This window comes from Bombilactobacillus thymidiniphilus (genome assembly GCF_023380245.1).
Classification (GTDB): Bacteria; Bacillota; Bacilli; order Lactobacillales; family Lactobacillaceae; genus Bombilactobacillus; species Bombilactobacillus thymidiniphilus.
Genome location: NZ_CP093365.1, coordinates 81,040 through 96,262 on the forward strand (window position 1 = coordinate 81,040; position 15,223 = coordinate 96,262).

Annotated in this window: 17 protein-coding genes and 1 riboswitch; of the genes, 1 reads left to right on the forward strand and 16 read right to left on the reverse strand. The window is 35.8% G+C overall.

Annotated elements, in window-relative coordinates:
- Positions 1-105: 105 nt before the first annotated feature.
- Positions 106-771: a PAQR family membrane homeostasis protein TrhA gene (gene trhA, locus MOO47_RS00475; RefSeq protein WP_249512897.1), complete on the forward strand. Its 666-nt coding sequence runs from the start codon at positions 106-108 to the stop codon at positions 769-771.
- Here the strand turns inward: trhA and MOO47_RS00480 are convergent.
- The 16 genes from MOO47_RS00480 to MOO47_RS00555 form a co-directional block, all read right to left on the reverse strand.
- Complete coding sequence (locus MOO47_RS00480; protein ID WP_249512898.1) at positions 722-1,255, reverse strand: dihydrofolate reductase; 534 nt, start codon at positions 1,253-1,255, stop codon at positions 722-724. The genes trhA and MOO47_RS00480 overlap by 50 nt on opposite strands.
- 10 nt (positions 1,256-1,265) lie before the next feature.
- A complete protein-coding gene (locus MOO47_RS00485) occupies positions 1,266-2,213 on the reverse strand; it encodes a thymidylate synthase (protein WP_249513576.1) in 948 nt (315 codons plus the stop codon).
- Between the two features lie 8 nt (positions 2,214-2,221).
- Positions 2,222-4,102, reverse strand: coding sequence for an ABC-F family ATP-binding cassette domain-containing protein (locus tag MOO47_RS00490; protein ID WP_249512899.1), 1,881 nt, complete (start codon positions 4,100-4,102; stop codon positions 2,222-2,224).
- Positions 4,103-4,144: 42 nt separating this feature from the next.
- Positions 4,145-5,332, reverse strand: a complete 1,188-nt coding sequence (locus MOO47_RS00495; RefSeq protein WP_249513577.1) for a CCA tRNA nucleotidyltransferase — start codon at positions 5,330-5,332, stop codon at positions 4,145-4,147.
- Positions 5,322-6,593 carry a tetratricopeptide repeat protein gene (locus MOO47_RS00500; protein ID WP_249512900.1) on the reverse strand — a complete coding sequence of 424 codons (1,272 nt, stop codon included), beginning with the start codon at positions 6,591-6,593 and terminating at the stop codon, positions 5,322-5,324. The genes MOO47_RS00495 and MOO47_RS00500 overlap by 11 nt, the downstream gene beginning before the upstream one ends.
- A gap of 138 nt (positions 6,594-6,731) precedes the next feature.
- Positions 6,732-7,007: an HU family DNA-binding protein gene (locus tag MOO47_RS00505; protein ID WP_249512901.1), complete on the reverse strand. Its 276-nt coding sequence runs from the start codon at positions 7,005-7,007 to the stop codon at positions 6,732-6,734.
- 153 nt (positions 7,008-7,160) lie between these two features.
- Complete coding sequence (der, locus tag MOO47_RS00510) at positions 7,161-8,474, reverse strand: ribosome biogenesis GTPase Der (protein ID WP_249512902.1); 1,314 nt, start codon at positions 8,472-8,474, stop codon at positions 7,161-7,163.
- An 84-nt stretch (positions 8,475-8,558) separates the two neighbouring features.
- Positions 8,559-9,755, reverse strand: coding sequence for a 30S ribosomal protein S1 (gene rpsA, locus MOO47_RS00515; RefSeq protein ID WP_249512903.1), 1,197 nt, complete (start codon positions 9,753-9,755; stop codon positions 8,559-8,561).
- Positions 9,756-9,826: 71 nt separating this feature from the next.
- Complete coding sequence (gene cmk, locus MOO47_RS00520; RefSeq protein ID WP_249512904.1) at positions 9,827-10,492, reverse strand: (d)CMP kinase; 666 nt, start codon at positions 10,490-10,492, stop codon at positions 9,827-9,829.
- A gap of 52 nt (positions 10,493-10,544) precedes the next feature.
- Positions 10,545-11,159: a LysM peptidoglycan-binding domain-containing protein gene (locus MOO47_RS00525; protein WP_249512905.1), complete on the reverse strand. Its 615-nt coding sequence runs from the start codon at positions 11,157-11,159 to the stop codon at positions 10,545-10,547.
- 72 nt (positions 11,160-11,231) lie between these two features.
- On the reverse strand, positions 11,232-11,768 hold the full coding sequence (locus MOO47_RS00530; RefSeq protein ID WP_249512906.1) for an ECF transporter S component: 537 nt from the start codon (positions 11,766-11,768) through the stop codon (positions 11,232-11,234).
- Between the two features lie 60 nt (positions 11,769-11,828).
- A riboswitch (FMN riboswitch) is annotated at positions 11,829-11,946 on the reverse strand.
- A gap of 4 nt (positions 11,947-11,950) precedes the next feature.
- Positions 11,951-12,673 carry a pseudouridine synthase gene (locus MOO47_RS00535; RefSeq protein ID WP_249512907.1) on the reverse strand — a complete coding sequence of 241 codons (723 nt, stop codon included), beginning with the start codon at positions 12,671-12,673 and terminating at the stop codon, positions 11,951-11,953.
- A 12-nt stretch (positions 12,674-12,685) separates the two neighbouring features.
- Positions 12,686-13,240, reverse strand: coding sequence for an SMC-Scp complex subunit ScpB (gene scpB, locus MOO47_RS00540; protein ID WP_249512908.1), 555 nt, complete (start codon positions 13,238-13,240; stop codon positions 12,686-12,688).
- A gap of 1 nt (position 13,241) precedes the next feature.
- Positions 13,242-13,970 (reverse strand): segregation and condensation protein A, encoded by a 729-nt coding sequence (locus MOO47_RS00545; RefSeq protein WP_249512909.1) that lies wholly within the window; start codon positions 13,968-13,970, stop codon positions 13,242-13,244.
- A gap of 9 nt (positions 13,971-13,979) precedes the next feature.
- Complete coding sequence (locus tag MOO47_RS00550) at positions 13,980-14,345, reverse strand: N-acetyltransferase (RefSeq protein WP_249512910.1); 366 nt, start codon at positions 14,343-14,345, stop codon at positions 13,980-13,982.
- Positions 14,346-14,347: 2 nt separating this feature from the next.
- Positions 14,348-15,214 carry a CvfB family protein gene (locus tag MOO47_RS00555; protein WP_249512911.1) on the reverse strand — a complete coding sequence of 289 codons (867 nt, stop codon included), beginning with the start codon at positions 15,212-15,214 and terminating at the stop codon, positions 14,348-14,350.
- Between the last annotated feature and the right edge of the window lie 9 nt (positions 15,215-15,223).

A 15,223-nucleotide genomic window follows, 5' to 3' on the forward strand; every position in this document is an offset into this window, starting at 1 on the left:
TTAACCTTTAAAGTGTTTAAGCTATAATCATTTAATACACTATTGCTACTTACCGATTGTAACAAACGAGAAGTAATTTGGCACTTTTTATTTGAGGAGAAACATATGAACAAACTTTTTGCAACACCCCAAACGACGACAAAAGTGTATCGCATCACTAATGAAGTCTTTAGCGCCATAACGCATGGCATTGGTATCATCTTGGCCGTTACTGGGACAGTACTTTTATTAATTAAAGCCTGTACTCAGCCACATATTAGCACAGCTCAAGTGATTTCTTATATCATTTATAGCTTTACATTAATTTTCTTATACCTATGTTCAACTCTTTTTCACAGTCTTTATTTTACCAAAGCTCGCCACGTCTTTCAGATTTTAGACCACAGTTCTATCTTTTTACTTATCGCCGGCACTTATACCCCTTATTGTGTTCTAGGAATTCCCAAGCCGATGAACTGGCTTTTGTTAAGCATAATCTGGTTAATCACTATCGGCGGTATTATTTATAAGTCATTCAATATTGGCAATCACCCTATTATTGATACGGCTTTATACGTAATCATGGGCTGGATGGTCATCTTGGCGATGAAACCATTACACAAATCACTAGGTAGCACCGGCATTGCCTTATTATTTTGGGGCGGTGTAGCCTTTACAGTAGGTGCCTTACTCTATACCATGCGGGGATTAAAATATATCCATGTCATTTGGCATGTGGTAGTTATGATTGGAACAACTTTAATGTTTCTTTCCGTGTATTTGTATTTGTAAGTCGTCTATAAACCAAAAATTCGTGTTTAAAAGTGTTGTTGTCATCAACAATACCTTTTTTTTGATCAATTAACGTAAATTGCTGGTAATCAATGGGAATCATCCACGTATCACCGACAAAAGTATGCGCAATTTTGGTTACATACAAATAACCAACCTCTGGCAAAAACATTTCAAATAATGATCGTCCACCAAAAATAAAAACTTGTTGGTCATTAGCAATTAATCGTTCTATTTCAGCTTTATTTTGTGCTACCAGTACGTTTTGTCCTTGTAATTTTTCTGTCTGATGCGTTAAGACGATATTTTTACGCTGTGGTAGTGCACCATTAGGAAAACTTCGAAAAGTGCGATATCCCATGACAATAGTAGTATTTAAAGTGGTTTTTTTTAAATAATGTAAATCGGAAGGCAAGTGCCACGGCAAATGTCCATTTTGTCCAATCAAGTGATTTTGATCTTCCGCCCAAATAAAAGCTAACAATAAAATCCTCCTAAACAGCGACCGGTGCTTTAATAGCTGGCGCGTAATGATAATTATTTACTTTAATTTGTTCCATTTGCAAATTATCCAAAGATGTAATTTGCGGATCTAACCACAATTGCGGTCCTGATAACAAAGGTCGTTGCAACTGTAATTTAACTTGCTCAACATGATTTTGATAAATGTGGGCATCACCAAAAGTATGAATAAATTCACCAACTTTTAAATTAGTTACCTTAGCAATTAATTGCGTTAACAAGGCATAACTGGCAATATTGAAAGGCACACCTAAAAACATATCAGCACTACGTTGATACAACTGACAGGACAAAGTACCATCATTAACATAAAATTGGAACAAAGTGTGACATGGTGGCAAAGCCATTTGCGCCAATTCACCAGGATTCCAAGCACTAATAATTAAACGGCGCGAATTAGGATTGGTTTTAATTTGCTCAATAACATCCGCAATTTGATCAATCGGCTGATTAGCAGTCGGCCATTTGCGCCACTGTTTACCATAAACTTCACCCAAATCGCCATATTGCACAGCAAAATCATCATCAGCTAAAATTCGCTCACAAAATAATTTTTTTTGCTCATAATATTGTTGTGCAAAAATAGGATCTTGTAGAGAACGCTGTCCAAAATCTGTCATATCGGGACCTTGATAAGCAGCACTTTTGACATAATTTTCAAAAGCCCATTCATCCCAAATATGATTATTATGTTTCAATAAAAAGCGAATATTAGTATCACCCCGTAAAAACCAAATCAATTCTGACTTGATTAAACTAAAAGGAACTTTTTTAGTCGTTAACAAGGGGAAACTATCCTGTAAATCAAAGCGCAATTGATAACCAAAAAGACTAATTGTGCCAGTATTTGTCCGATCATTTTTATGATGTCCATGTTGTAAAACAGTTTGTAGCATATTTAAATATTGTTGTTCATTAATTGTGCCCATTATTCATCTCTTTCTGCTAATTCAAGCCATCTTTCACTGGCTTCATCCAATTCATCTGTAATATCATTTAGTTGTTTTTGCAGCTTTAACAACTTTTGATAGTCATTGCCAACATTGCTTAATTGATTTTGCAAATCTTGTTGCTGCCTTTCCAAAGTAGTTATTTGGGGTTCTAATTCTTGCAACTCTAATCTTTGAGCATAAGTTAACTTATTTTTAGAACTATTTTCTTGGCTTTGCTTGGCTACTTTTATTTTTGTGACTTCTTTATGCTGCGAAGTTGCACGCTGTAAATAGTCAGAATAAGTGCCCCAATAACGTTCAATGTGACCATGCCCATGAAAAATCAAAAGATCATCCGTTATTTTATCCAAAAAATAACGATCATGGGATACTGTAATCACAGCACCAGCAAAATGTTCAATGTAATTTTCTAAAATCGTCATTGTTTCAATATCCAAGTTATTCGTCGGTTCGTCTAACAATAATACATTAGGTTGCTGTATCAAAATAGCTAATAAATACAAGCGCCTTTTTTCTCCGCCCGATAAATCTCTGATGAAAGCACCTTGTTGTTGGGGTGAGAATAAAAACTGTTCCAATAATTTTGATGCAGACATTGTTACACCAGCAGTGTTAGGTACATTTTGCCCAATATCCTCTAAATAATTAAACACACGTTGATTTGCATCCATCGCTTCAATTTGCTGGGTGTAATAGCCTACTTTAACGGTTTGACCAACTTCTAGTAGTCCGGAAGTTAATTGTTGTCTTTGAGCTAAAATATTCAAAAAAGTAGATTTTCCTGCGCCATTAGCACCAATGATACCTAAATGCTCGCCTGAATTAATTCTTAAAGATAAGTTCTTTAACAAAACTTGCGTACCAAATTGTAAACTGCTATTTTCCAAATTAAAAACGTCTTTGCCCAAACGTTGCTGGGCAATATCAATCGTTAATTCCTTAGATTCAGTATTTTGTTGGTGCTTAACTTTTTGACTCAATTCTTTAAAACGTTCCACACGGGCATTTTGTTTAGTTCCTCTTGCTTGAACGCCTGCCTTGACCCAAGCCAATTCATGCCGATACAAATTACGCTGATGACGATTGGTAGCTGCCAAAGTGGCTTCATTTTGGGCTTTTTGCTGCAAATAAGTTTCATAATTACCTGTATACTTATTTATTTTCTGTTGCGATATTTCTAAGATTCGATTGGCTACCGCATTTAAAAAATAGCGATCATGCGTCACAAATAAAACTGCACCAGCATAATTATTTAAAAATGTTTTCAACCATGCAATTGCTTCCTCATCTAAGTGATTAGTCGGTTCGTCCAAAATTAATAAATCAGAATTGGAAACTAAAACTTGTGCTAAACTAACCCGCCGTTTTTGACCACCAGATAAAGCAGCAACTTTTTGTTGAAATTGTGTAATCCCAAGTTTTGTCAATATAGTCTCAACTGTCGACTGAAATTCCCAACCATCTAAGCGATCCATTTGCTCTTGTGCTTTAAAAAAGCGCTGATAATTTTGCGGATTATCTGAATCTTGGCTGTAGTGCATTAAAGCGAGTTCATATTGTCGAACAGTCTCATACAAAGGCTCTTTGCCTTGTAAAATAGCTTCTAAAACTGTCGAATCTTCTTCAAGTTGCGGATTTTGTCGTAAATAACTAATTTGATAATCATTTTGATGTTCGATCGTTTTATTTTTATTTAGGCGCTCATCAACTAGTGAATTCAATAGCGTTGTTTTACCAACCCCATTTAAACCTACTAAACCAATCCGATCTTGATCACCAATTTTAAAACTAACATCACTAAATAATGTTCGTGCTCCAAACGACTGTTGTAACTTATTAACACTCAACATCTTCATTTAATCACTCAAACCTATCATAATATTTTACTAAATCTTACATTATTGCTGGGCTCGCAAATAATTGATAATAGCAACTGGTTCATTAGCCAATTTGTTAGCAACAATTTGTTGTTGTACTAAACGCAAGTTAGCACCAATTTGTGGTCCTGGCGTTAAATTTAATTGCTGCATAATTTGTTGTCCGTTAATTTTAACATCCTGCAATGAATGAATTGGTAACAAAGAATAACGTTTTTGTAATTGTTGAGCCACTACATTTTTTTGCAACACTTGCAAAAGTTGAACACAATTATCAATTGTAGCACCTTCAGTTTGATACAAATCCCAATCAGTCGGCTTTGATTGCCTCAAAAATCGCACACTCATTAAAGTTAGATGGCGAACTTCGTTGGATACTTTCCAAGTACGCAATAATCGGTTTAAAGAATTTAATGGTAAATTCCAAACTAATCCCAACAAAGTCCACACTTGGCTAGCATTTTGCAAACGCGTTAGCGAAACCTGCAATAATTTAGTGAAATCTTGCTCAGTAAATTGTGGACAATATTTGTATAGCTTTGTTGTTAACATAGATTGCAAACCCAATTGCCAATTGTCGCCACACATCATCCTTAACCACTCATCACTAATTCGTTCTATAGCAATTTTTTTTAACAAAGAGGCATTTTCAGTAATCCCCTTTAAAGTGGAGGGTACAATCGTAAAACCCAATTGAGCTTGAAAGCGAACTGCACGCATCATTCGTAAAGCATCTTCATGAAAACGCTCTTGTGCTTGACCAACCGCTTTAATCCTGTGACTCTTTAAATCTGCCACACCACCAAATAAATCAATAATTCGCCCATCTAAATCCATTGCCAACGCATTAATTGTAAAATCACGCCGCTTTAAATCCTCAGCTAAAGAGCGCACAAATTCCACATGATCAGGACGGCGATAATCTTGATAGCCTGTTTCCGTACGAAAAGTAGTGATTTCATAGTTTTGTTTAGCAGTTACTACGGTAACCGTTCCATGTTCAATGCCAGTATCCACCGTATGCGTAAAAATTTGTTTGAGTTCTTGGGGGTAAGCATTAGTAGCTAAATCTATGTCATGCAGCGGTTTATTTAACAAAGTATCACGCACACAACCACCCACAAAATATGCTTCAAAACCAGCTTGCTTAATTTTTTGTAGAATGGGTAAAGCTTCTTTTAATATGGCTGGTAATTGTTCAATTATCATTGTCAACGGCAACCTCCTGCAATAGTTCTTGCATTTGCCAGTCATCAGGTACCAATTGCAAATATTGTTGGATAGCCATCGGCAATAAATCAGTGCGTCCATTAGTTTGTAAAATATTGATCAAATCTTTCAAATACCTACTATTTTGTTTTAATTCTTGGAACACCGCCAACATTTCCGACAAAGCTTTTTGCTCTTGATCAAGTTGCACTAAAGATCGTGCCGTATTCCAGTGGGTTTTAGGTTCATCACTTAGTTGAACTTGATATTGCTCCAGTAATTGTAAACTTTCAGTAAATTTAGCTTGTTGCAAATAAAGATCGCTCAATAATAAAATTAAATCCGCAGGTGCATCTAAAGTAGCAATCCCAGTAGTTAATAATTTAATCGCAGTTGATTCATCACCCAATTTTCCAGCTGCTTTAGCACCTAATTTATATAAAAGTTGATTAAATTGATCATAGCTCAAGCCACTTTGAGCAGCTTGTACGACTTCTTGGTAATCATCATTATGCCAAGCTAATTTGGCTGTCAAAACATAAGCTGGTGAATAATCAGGACTTAATTCTAATAATTGCTGGGTGATTTTTTTTGCTTCATCGTAATGCTTCAGTTCCAGTTCTAAAGATGCGTAGTTATAGAGATTGTCTGTATTCATCAATTCCATAGCCGTTTGCTGATATTGCTCAACAGCTTGCTCGTATTGCCCATTTCCAGCATAAGCAGCAGCTAATCTTTGGTGGAGCGAGATACCAGCAAAAACAGAAATATCTTGTTCCAAAAGCCGCTCATAAAAATTAATAGCCGGCATAAATTTATTCTCATTAAAAAATAATTCTGCTAAAGCAAATTGAATTACTGGTTCTTCAGGTGCTAATTTCAATGCAGTCTGCAATTTTTGTTCGCTGACTTCATAAAAGCCTAAAGTTTGGTACATATCAGCAGCGACCATCAAAGCTGATAAATAAGCTTCTGATTCCGGTTTAACTTGGTCCAATAAATCTGTAGCTGTTTCGATTTGATCATCAGAAATTAAAATTTCCGCCAAATTAACTTTCAACAAATCTTCATCCGGATATTTCTGTAGTAAGTGTTGATAAATAATAGCTGCTTGATCACTAATACCTTTGTTTGCTAATTGCTGAGCACCATTGAATAAATCATCATCGTTATCTTGCGTTAAAGCTTGCTGAACCAATTCTTGTGTTTGAACTATATTGCCAGCATCTAAAGCAGCTAGTGCTTGGTATATAAATGACATAAATTAAACTCCTTTATTACGTGATCTCACCATAACACAAAATTGTCTAAGGGTTCAGTAATAAATAATCTTACTTATAAAAAAAATAGAAACAACAAAATTGTCGTTTCCATTCAGATAAACAAATCTTTTAAAAAATTATTTAACTGCATCCTTCAATGTTTTCCCAGGCTTAAATGCTGGAACATTGCTAGCAGGAATTGTAATTTCTGCATTTGTTTGTGGATTGCGACCCTTACGAGCAGCACGATGACGAACTTCAAAGTTACCAAAGCCGATCAATTGTACCTTTTCGCCTTTAACTAAACTTTCTTGAATTGCATCAAGAACTGCGTCGACAGCGGATGTAGAATCCTTTTTAGTTAAACCAGTCTTTTCAGCCACAGTTTGAATTAATTCTGCCTTATTTGCCATTTTACCTTCACCTCCTACAGCAATGAAGTATCATTACTGAAATATAAAGTGACGACTATCAAATCATCATTCTTAAACAAATTATCACATCAGTAGCGCTGTATCAAGGAATAATGCTATTTTAACACATATTTTTTAAACTTTAAAAAAAACTCACTTTCTTAGTCGTGCAATTACTTTAATCGGTGTTCCCGTAAAATCAAACATTTCCCGTAATTGGTTGATAATAAAACGTTCATAAGAAAAATGGAAAATTTCAGGATCATTAACAAAAGCAATAAAAGTAGGCGGATTAGTAGCTACTTGCGTTAAATAATATACTTTGAGACGCTTGGTTTTAACAGTTGGTGCCGGAGCAATTGCTGTCGCCTTAAGCAGCATTTCATTCAACAATGAAGATTGAATACGTCGATTTTGATTATCATTAATTGCTGCTACCAACTCAACAATTTGTTGTAAACGCTGATGTTTTAAAGCTGAAACAAAAATAATTGGGGCATAGCTCAAATAACGAAATTCAGTTCTAATATAAGCTTCAAATTCTTGCATTGTTTTATGATCTTTATTGGCAACAATATCCCATTTATTTACGGCAATAACGACCCCACGCCCTGCTTCGTGCGCAAACCCGGCTACACGCTTATCTTGCTCGCGGATACCTTGCTCGCCATCAATAACCATGATCACAACATCTGAGCGATCAATTGCACGCAAAGCCCGCATAACCGAGTATTTTTCCGTATTTTCATATACTTTGCCACGTTTTCTAATCCCAGCCGTATCAATCATCGTATACAGCTGTCCAGTTTCATCAATAAAACTCGTATCAACAGAATCGCGCGTCGTACCTTCTTGATTGGAAACGATGACCCGATTTTCACCTAAGATAGCATTAACCAGCGAAGATTTGCCAACATTAGGTCGACCAATAAAACTAAACTTAATTGAATCATCATCATCAATCATTTGATCATCAGAAAAGTTTTTCACTACTTCATCTAACAGATCGCCAACACCAGTTCCGTGAACTCCTGACACTGGCAGTGGGTCACCCAAGCCTAATGTATAAAAATCATAAATATCTTGTCGCTGCTCCAAATTATCGGCTTTATTCACCGCTAAAATTACTGGCTTTTGGGATTGGTATAAAATCCGTGCCACTGTTTCATCATCATCAACTACACCAACCCGCGCATCAACGACCATAATTACGACATCGGCTTCTTCAATTGCAATTTCAGCTTGATTTTTAATCTCTTGGTTAAGTTGCTGTGATTCCATGGTAATTCCACCTGTATCAATCATGCTAAATTGCTTACCTAGCCATTCAGCATGTGTATAAATTCGATCACGAGTAACCCCAGGCGTATCTTCCACAATGGAAATTCGTTCATTAGCAATTCGATTGAACAATGTGGATTTACCAACATTAGGACGTCCTACTAATGCAACTACTGGCATTGCCATAAATTCACCTTCTTTAACAATAATTTACTTTTAATAAAAAAACTGGCTCTCAGCACGAGTCAGTTTTTTTCAGAATCAATTGGTTTAATTGTCTGCTTCATCTTGCACGATATCACCCATGGAAAAACCACGTTCTTCATCAGGTAAAGTATAATCAATCTTTTCTTCTGTATCACTATCTTGTTTTTTAGCGTGGGGATTGGCTACCAAAGCTTTAATGGATAATCCTAATCTTTTCTTATCAGGTTCAACATTTAAAACTTTCAATTGTACTTTTTCACCCACTGACAGAACATCAGAAGGCTTATCAATGTGATTCCAAGAAATCTGGGAAACATGAACTAAACCTTCAATTCCTGGCAAGACTTCCACAAAAGCTCCAAAATCTGTCAAACGTTTAACAGTTCCTTCCACTTCATCACCAGTAGCAATTTTTTCGCTAATAGTGTCCCAAGGACCCGGTTGAGCAGCCTTGATAGATAAAGAAACGCGTCCATGTTCTTTATCGACATCAAGTACTTTTACTTTAACATCTTGATCAGGCTTTAAGACATCTGATGGCTTATCTACATGATTGTAAGAAATTTGTGAAACATGCACTAAACCATCCATACCGCCTAAATCAATGAATGCTCCAAAATTAGTTAAACGGGACACTTTGGCCTCGATAATATCTCCAGGCAAAATTTTAGCCATAATCTCAGCTTGTTGTTGTTGTCTTTCAGCTTGCGCAATTTCACGATGTGATAAAACAAAACGATTCTTGGCAGGATCTACTTCAACAATTTTTAATTCTAAAGTTTTACCTACGTAAGCTTTCAAATCACGTACAAAATGATCAGAAATCATCGAAGCAGGAATAAATCCTCGCAAACCATCAACATCAACTAATAAGCCACTTTTAACAGTTCCGCTAACTTGACCTTCTACATGTTGATCTGCCGCCATTAATTGTGCCATTTGTTCATAAGCTTTTTTGTTCTCAATTCGACGCTTGGATAAAATAAAGCTACCATCTTCTTTATCACTCGTCGAACGTCTTGTTACTAATAATTCTAATCTATCACCCGTTTTAGCTATGTCATGAATATTGGCTTTTCGATCCGCCGTCAATTCTTTAATGGGAACAACACCTTCTACACCAGAATTATCAATACCAACAATCAATTGCCCATCTTCTACAGACAATACCTCTGTAGTGACAATATCACCTACTTGAACTTGATCAAAATCATCAAGCGCTTGCTCCATGGGATTTATGCTGTTATTATCTTCAGCCATTTTTACATCCTCCTCGCCGTCATTCGCAATCTATCTTAATTGAAAATCAACTTAATTACCAGTGCTATTATTTAAATATTGGTTTTATTATAAATTAATTTTAATACTTTTTGACTCACTTGTTCGATATTAAGCCCTGTAGTATCAATTTCTAATGCATCTGTAGCCTTTTTTAAGGGTGAAGCTTTACGATGAGAATCTTTGTAATCACGTAAACTAATTTCATCTTCTAAAGTCTCTAGGGGGGTATGAATGCCCCGTTGTGTATTTTCTTGATAACGCCGTTGCGCCCGCTCAGTAACACTGGCTACCATAAAAATCTTAACGTCAGCTTGTGGTAAAACTACTGTACCAATATCGCGTCCATCCATTACAATACTATGTTGACTGGCCAAATGTTGTTGTTGTTTAACCAGCAATTGTCGCACTTGCGGTAAAGCTGATACACGCGATACATTGTTGGTAATTTCTGGCAATCTGATTTGATCACTAACATCTTGATCATTAACCAAAACAAGTTGCTTTTGATCCTCAATTTTAAAAGTGACTGGAAATTGTTTAATTAAAGCCACAATGCCAGATTCATCAACCAAAGAAACATTGTGTTGTAAAGCAACTAATGTTGCTGCGCGATACATTGCACCAGTATCGATGTAAACATAATTCAATTTATTAGCTACAATCTTAGCAATTGTACTTTTGCCAGCCGAAGCAGGACCATCAATAGCAATTTGCATATTTAAAACTCCTCAATAAAAAAACAGGCCCACTGCCTGTATTTTTGGATTATTACTGAACTTTTAATTGCATACCGGGACGTAGAATTGTTCCCCTTGATAAACCATTAAGTTGATACAATTGCTCAGTTGTTAAACCATGATTCAAAGCAATACGATAAGCATTATCATGTGGTTTTACAACATAATAATCAGCTTGGGACGTATTACTATCTGGCGCCTGTTGTGCAGTTGCCTGCTCTGAAGTTGTATTATCATCCGCAGTAGGTTGCTGTTGTGTAGCGGTATCGCTTTCTGATTCTTTAACATCGTTCTTATGGGATTTAGCGTGCTTGTTATCCAAGTGCGAAACTACTTTACGAGCTCGCTGCTTTTTTGGCCTAGCTTTAGCTGACTTAGGCTTAGAACTAACTGCTACTTGATCATGATTAACATGATCTACCGAAGTCTTGTTACTACCAGCTGAAATAGCTGACCAAGCAATCGGCAAGCACATAATAACTAAAAGTACTAAGGCTAAAGACCAAACCAAAACTTTATTACTGTTTTTTCGCTCTTTTTGCTGAACACGCGAATACTCTGTCGTTGACTGTAAATCTTCATCAGAAGAATCATTATCGTCATTACCAAAAGTAGATTCCCAAAGTTTAGGCTTTTTATCACTCACAATTTTCACCCCTAACTATTTAGTAATATAACTTATTTTAGCAGTTAAAAATAAAAATTTCATCTGAAATAGCTATCTCAAACGCTTGCTTAGCAAAAAAATTAAAAAGGAATTAATAGTGCCCTTGACTAAATTAAAGGGAATAACACCAATGATTACATATTTAGTCAGTGGCATACCAATATTGAAATTTAAAACTTTCATATAAAGTGGCATTAAAACCCAATAATTAGCCAGCGCTAAAACAATTGTCAAACTCAAAATACCTAAAATATAAGCTATTATCTGCTTTTGCCCTTTATTTAATAACCAAGCTAGCGGAACTGTAAAAGCTAAAGTTGACAATAACGATGATAAATCTCCGATTAAACCAGCCAGGCCCGCACCAGTGATCAAAAAATGAATTAAGATCTTACATAAAGCCACCAGCACACCAGTTGACATCCCGTATACCAGAAACGCTATGACCACAACCACATCACTAACGTCTAACTTCAAAAACGTAAAACCTGGAATAATCGGAAACGTGAAAAACATCAATATCGCCGATAAAGCCGCCAGTACAGCTCCGCCAACAATCTCATTACGCGCCAATTTGTGAATCTTCATTATAAAGCCTCCCACAAATCGCTGCAAGGCAAAAACAGCCAACTTAAAAAAAGTCAGTTTAAACGTTTTCTTCCATCTGGACTATCACCATCGGTTTTGGATTTACACCAATTCCACCATTGCTGGGTTGCGGACTGTTACCGCCGGTCGGGAATTACACCCTGCCTTGAAAACGATTTTTTCTATAATTTTTTGAGAGCAGTTATTTCATCTTGTGTTAAAAAGCGCCATTCACCAGAAGTTAAGCTATCCAACGTCAGAAAAGCAAACCGCTCACGCTTTAATTTTACCACATTAAACCCAATATATTTAAACATTTGTTTAACTTGATGATTCATTCCTTCATGAATAGTCAACTTCACAATCGAATACTGTTTTTTGCGATCAATAGAAATGATTTCTGCCTTAGCAGGTGCTGTTTTACGACCATTAAGCATAATACCATGGCGTAATTTTTCTAGTGCGGCTGATGTAACAATTCCTGACAATTTAGCCACGTACACTTTATCAATCTGGTTTCGCGGATGCAGCAAATGATTAGTCAACTCACCATCGTTAGTCATGATCAGCAAACCAGAAGTATCATAATCTAAGCGACCTACTGGATAAATGCGTGTATTAATGATATCTGTAAAATAATCACTGACTACTTTTCTATTCTTTTCATCATGAACCGAACTAATGACCCCGCGCGGCTTATAAAACAAGATATATACTTTCGGCTTTTTCTCTATAGCAATCCCGTCTACTTCAATCAGATCATGTGTTGAATACTTACTTCCCAGTTGTGTTTCTACTTGACCATTAACTTGCACGCGACCAGCAGTAATTAACTCTTCTGCCTTACGTCGAGAAGTAACTCCAGCATTAGCAATTAATTTTTGTAATCTTTCAGTTTTTTTCATAAAAAAGTTCCTTTAACTAAATAAATCAACATTACCTTGTCGATCTAAATTCTGTTCTTGAAATTCCTGTAAATCTGGTAATTCATCCAAAGATGTCAAGCCAAAATAATCCAAAAATTGTTCCGTCGTGGCATACATTAATGGATGTCCTGGAGCATCTTTATGACCAGTAATTTTAATCATTTGTCGAGTTACTAAAGTTTGTAAAGAACTGCTACTACTTTTAACACCCCGAATTTCATCAATTTCGATTCTAGTGACGGGTTGCTGATACGCAATAACCGCTAAAACTTCCAACGCTGCTTGACTCAAATTAACCACTTGTTCTGTCTGAAAGAAATTTTTTATTAATGAATGATACTGCTTCTTAGTTAGTAATTTATAAACCGAACCAAATTGCTTTAAGGTGACCGGAATTTGTTCATTTTCATCTAAAATAGCTTTGATTTGTGCTAATTGCTGGCGCACAGCAGTTGGTTTAATCTGTAGTAATTGCGCCAGTGTTTGTAAATCAATCCCCTGATCACCAGCCACATATAATAGTGCTTCAATTTGTGATTTTAACAATTTAAGACCTCAGTTCCACCATAATATCAGCGCGATAATTCAGCTGTTGTGCAGTTAAAACTTGGCTTTTGATTAGCTCCAGTAAGCCCATGAATTTGGTTACAACTTCTTCGACTGATGCTAAATCTGTTAATAATTTAGTAAAAGTTGTCGAATGCTTACTTTGTAATTGCTGTATAATCTCAATTTGAGCTTGCTCAATCGTAATTTTTTCACCGCTAATTTGTGGTTTATCAACAACTTTTTGTTGCCGATTTAACAACTCCACCATAGTAACTGCTAAATCATTCGCTATTCTCACACCAGGTTTAAGTTTAACAACCTTGGAAACTGTCTCTAAAGACATATTTTTAGCAGCCATTTGTTGACGTTGCTCTTCCAGCTGTCGCAAAGTAACAGTGACACTTTTATAAGTTTGATAAGTTAAAAGTTGTGCTACTAAATCGCTTCGGGGATCGTCTTCTTTTACAAAAACTTCCTCTTCTTCCACAAAATTAGTTTGTGGCACTAACATCTGACTTTTAATCCGCATTAAAGTAGAAGCCATTACTAAATAATCACCTGCAATATCCAATTTTAAGGTTTGCATTTGGTGAAGATAATCCAAATATTGCTGGGTAATTTGCGCAATTGGAATATCATAAATATTAATTTGTGACCGTCTGATTAAGTGTAGTAATAAATCTAATGGCCCTTGAAAATCAGTTAAAACTAATTCTAATTGTTCCATTACTGATACCTAATTTTTTTGTTGTTGCCATTTTTCCACTATTGTGGCTAAAGAAATTGTACCCATTACTTTTTTATTAGGATAATATTCCTGCAATTCATCAAAAACGGCAAATAGTGTTTGATCCATACGATACGCTGGATTAAAAGACAGATAGCGAATCATAACAGCTTGTTCTTGTAATTCAACTGCTACGATGCCAATAAAATCACCACCGTGTTGCTTGTATAAAAACAACTGATGTTGATCATCACTAGTATAAAGCTGCAACTCCATTTGTAAATGATCCAGATCTTTTAAATCGGTCATATAAGACATAAATCCCATGGCTATCTTTTGATAATTATCATTATATTTTACTAAAATAGTAGTCACCCTTAATCAGAAGCTGTTTCAATTAATTTAATTCCTGTTTTGTCTTGAACTATTAAATTTCTCTTTAACAAATTACCCAAAGCTCGTTTAAAACTACTTTTACTAATTCCAAAATAGCGTTTAATATCTTCCGGTTGACTTTTATCATTAAAATTTAAAGATTTATTTGGCTGATGCTGTAAAACAGCCAAAATCATTGCTGCATCATCACTAATTTCTTCATAGCCTCGTGGCTTCAGCGACAGATTAACACGATTGAAACTAAGTCCAACCACTCGTCCGGATACAACTTCACCTAAACGCGGCTCGCGCTCACGCTCACTTGGATGAATAAAGCCTAAATAATAATCATTTGTCAACACAAAAGTACCATTCATCTTCAATTGATAAACAGTCGCTTTCACATTTTTATTTTGCAATGTTTTTTGCGGTTGCCGACTTAATTGTTGAAAAATATTTGCATCAGCCAATTGACCCCACATTCGATCCTTGTGATCTAGTTTGACTGCCAGTAAAAGGCGATCACCTTTTTTAGGCCATAGAGACTTTATTTCAGGTAAATCATCCAAAGAAACAACCAAATCCTTATCAGCCAACCCAATATTCACAAAAACACCTAGATCACTTCTAATATCAACGACTTGTCCCCAACCATAACGACCAATACCAACATTAGGAATATCAGGGGTTAAAACTAAATTATGCGCTTTATTTTCATATAAATAACCACTAATTACTTGCTTAGGATCTAAAACGTGCTTCTTGTCCACTTGAAAAGTATGTCCAGCAATGGATACAAAATAATAATCATCATTTTGATCAATTACATTACCTTGTTGCACGGTACCCAATAAATTCGTTAAATTCAATACTCTACC

What these genes read in the sequence shown, in the direction of transcription:
- MOO47_RS00495 (WP_249513577.1), bottom strand. Translation starts at nt 5,332, where the DNA reads ATGATAATTGAACAATTACCAGCCATATTAAAAGAAGCTTTACCCATT.
- MOO47_RS00530 (WP_249512906.1), bottom strand. Translation starts at nt 11,768, where the DNA reads ATGAAGATTCACAAATTGGCGCGTAATGAGATTGTTGGCGGAGCTGTA.
- rpsA (WP_249512903.1), bottom strand. Translation starts at nt 9,755, where the DNA reads ATGGCTGAAGATAATAACAGCATAAATCCCATGGAGCAAGCGCTTGAT.
- MOO47_RS00535 (WP_249512907.1), bottom strand. Translation starts at nt 12,673, where the DNA reads ATGAAAAAAACTGAAAGATTACAAAAATTAATTGCTAATGCTGGAGTT.
- MOO47_RS00490 (WP_249512899.1), bottom strand. Translation starts at nt 4,102, where the DNA reads ATGAAGATGTTGAGTGTTAATAAGTTACAACAGTCGTTTGGAGCACGA.
- MOO47_RS00545 (WP_249512909.1), bottom strand. Translation starts at nt 13,970, where the DNA reads ATGGAACAATTAGAATTAGTTTTAACTGATTTTCAAGGGCCATTAGAT.
- MOO47_RS00505 (WP_249512901.1), bottom strand. Translation starts at nt 7,007, where the DNA reads ATGGCAAATAAGGCAGAATTAATTCAAACTGTGGCTGAAAAGACTGGT.
- der (WP_249512902.1), bottom strand. Translation starts at nt 8,474, where the DNA reads ATGGCAATGCCAGTAGTTGCATTAGTAGGACGTCCTAATGTTGGTAAA.
- trhA (WP_249512897.1), top strand. Translation starts at nt 106, where the DNA reads ATGAACAAACTTTTTGCAACACCCCAAACGACGACAAAAGTGTATCGC.
- cmk (WP_249512904.1), bottom strand. Translation starts at nt 10,492, where the DNA reads ATGCAAATTGCTATTGATGGTCCTGCTTCGGCTGGCAAAAGTACAATT.
- MOO47_RS00500 (WP_249512900.1), bottom strand. Translation starts at nt 6,593, where the DNA reads ATGTCATTTATATACCAAGCACTAGCTGCTTTAGATGCTGGCAATATA.